The sequence below is a fragment of the Binatus sp. (SeqCode) genome (assembly GCF_036522015.1).
Taxonomy (GTDB): Bacteria; Desulfobacterota; Binatia; order Binatales; family Binataceae; genus Binatus.
In genome coordinates, this window is sequence record NZ_DATDGQ010000047.1 from 1 (window position 1) to 2,310 (window position 2,310).

General features: G+C 61.0%; 2 protein-coding genes. Both read left to right on the top strand.

Going from position 1 to position 2,310, the window contains the following annotated elements; genetic code table 11:
• Positions 1-256: 256 nt before the first annotated feature.
• A complete protein-coding gene (locus VIW95_RS01965) occupies positions 257-1,138 on the top strand; it encodes a GNAT family N-acetyltransferase (RefSeq protein WP_331583485.1) in 882 nt (293 codons plus the stop codon).
• A 90-nt stretch (positions 1,139-1,228) separates the two neighbouring features.
• Positions 1,229-2,310: iron-containing alcohol dehydrogenase (locus VIW95_RS01970; RefSeq protein WP_331583487.1), on the top strand; the 1,082-nt coding region annotated here is incomplete at its 3' end.

Genomic DNA, 2,310 nt, shown 5'->3' on the forward strand with positions numbered 1-2,310 from the left:
GGAGGAACACGAAGGCGACCAGCGCAGTTGTAACAATCGTGCCGATAGCGATAGCCGCGATTCTCAGAAAACGCCGCATCAAGACTCCTTGCTCGTCAGGGCTGCCGACTTGCGCCTCGCACAATATGGCCGGGTGCCGCGAACGGAACAACTAGCCATCGAGCTCACGCGCGGTGCATAATCGCAGGTTCCAAGGAGCACCAGATATGACGTCTGACACCGCCGAAATGCCCGCGAAGGAAATGAGCTGAGTCCTATGAGTGCTCCAGGCATCGTCGCCGAGCAGAATCCTCCAAAAGCCTGGATCGAAGCGATCGTGCGGAGGCTGCGCAACTACAATACCGCGGCCACCGGCATCGTCGAGTTCTACCCGGTGGTGTTTCTCGTCAAGGACACTAGCAATAGCGTCTCCGGCGGCCTCATCGGAAATATTGTAGGCGGGTGGTTGCACATACGATCCTTGTGGGTCGATAAGATGTGGCGCGGGCGTGGCTATGCGACCCAGCTCATGGCCGCCGCCGAGCGATACGCAATTGCAAAAGGATGCGTCGCGTCGTTTCTTCAGACCGCGAGCTATGAGTCCAGGCCGCTATACGAAAAGCTGGGCTACCGCGTGTTCGCCGAGCTAGGTGACCATCCATCGAAGGGCCACAATCGCTACTTCCCGGCGAAGCAAACGTTGTCCGGAATCGATGATGGCGGCGCTCGGCGCGATCGCGCGAACATCGTGATGCAGCCCTATGCTTCCGGCGACGTTATGGAGACCGTCAGTCGCGGCATCCAGACCCACGCCAGTGCGGCGATAGGTCTGCCAGAGCAGATGTGGTTTGCGGCGAATTTTTTTCTGAGAGACGAAGACGGTGAGATCCTGGGTGGCGCGCTCGGCAACACCTGGGGCCTATGGCTCTACGTTTCCGACGTATGGGTCGATCCTGCGCTGCGCGGAAAGGGTTATGCGACCAAACTGATGACTGCGATCGAGCAAATGGCAATCCAACGTGGATGCCTCAACTCCTATCTCGACACGTTCAGCTTCCAGGCGCGACCGCTTTACGAGAAACTTGGCTACAAGGTCTTCGGAACGCTGGAGAATCATCCCAAAGGCCATAGCCACTATTTTCTGAAGAAGACGCTTTGACCTTGGCGACATGAATTGAGCGAGGAGTAATCGACTACGAAATAGTCTTCGCCCTGCCCGATCGGCATCGCAACTTTAGGAGATAATTAAATGGACAAGACCGCTGGCGAATATCATTTCACGCGGCTCGAGACTGTCGTCTTCGGCGTCGGCAAGGTTGAAGCACTCAGCCGCGAATTGTCGCGGCGCGGAGCGAAGCGCGCTCTGATCGTGACCGGCAAAACGCTCGGCCACTCGAAACTGCTGGACAAGGTCAAGAGTGCGGCGGGTTCCGCGCTCGCGGGAGTATTTACCGGCGCCGCGCAGCATGTGCCGTCGCAGACTGTGACCGAGTTGGTGGCAGAGGCGCGCCGCGTCGGCGCCGATGCGATGGTGAGCTTCGGCGGTGGCAGTCCGATCGACACGGTGAAGAACGCGGCGTGGCAATTGATGGGCGGTCGCGCCGGCTCGCGCACTATCGATTTCGCCGGCGGCGCAGCGGAGGGTGTGGGCGGCGGTGAGATTCTGCATATCGCGATTCCGACCACGTTGTCGGCCGGCGAATTCACGCCCGCAGGCGGCGTCACCGACGAATCGACCAAGGTGAAGGGCGGCGTGGCCGACCCGCGCTTGCAAGCCAGGGTGGTGATCCTCGATCCGTCGCTGACTGCGGAAACTCCGGCATGGCTGTGGGCGTCAACCGGAATGCGCGCGCTCGATCACGCGGTCGAAGGTTCGTACTCGACGCGGCATCAGTTGGTTACCGACACGCTCGCGACGAAAGCGATCGCGCTACTGAACGCGCATCTGCTGCCATCGCTGCAAACGCATGGCGATGACGAACTGGAGCATCGCGTGCAATGCCAGCTCGCGGCGTGGCTTTCGATTTTCGGCATGTCGAACACGCGCGGCGGAATCTCGCACGCGCTGGGACATCAGATCGGACCGATGTGGAACGTCCCGCACGGCGTCACGTCATGCATCACGCTGCCGCACGTGATGCGCTTCATGGCGGGCGTCGCGGCAGACCGCTTCGCGCCAATCGCCGACGGATTCGACGTGCGCTTCGACGCGAGCAGTCCAGGGTCGGCGGCGATGGAATGCGCCGACCGCACGGCCAGGTTCATCGGCAAGTTCGAGGTGCCATCGCGGCTGCGCGACGTAGGCGTGCCACGCGAGGAGATCTCGCGAAT

What these genes read in the sequence shown, in the direction of transcription:
- VIW95_RS01965 (WP_331583485.1), top strand. Translation starts at nt 257, where the DNA reads ATGAGTGCTCCAGGCATCGTCGCCGAGCAGAATCCTCCAAAAGCCTGG.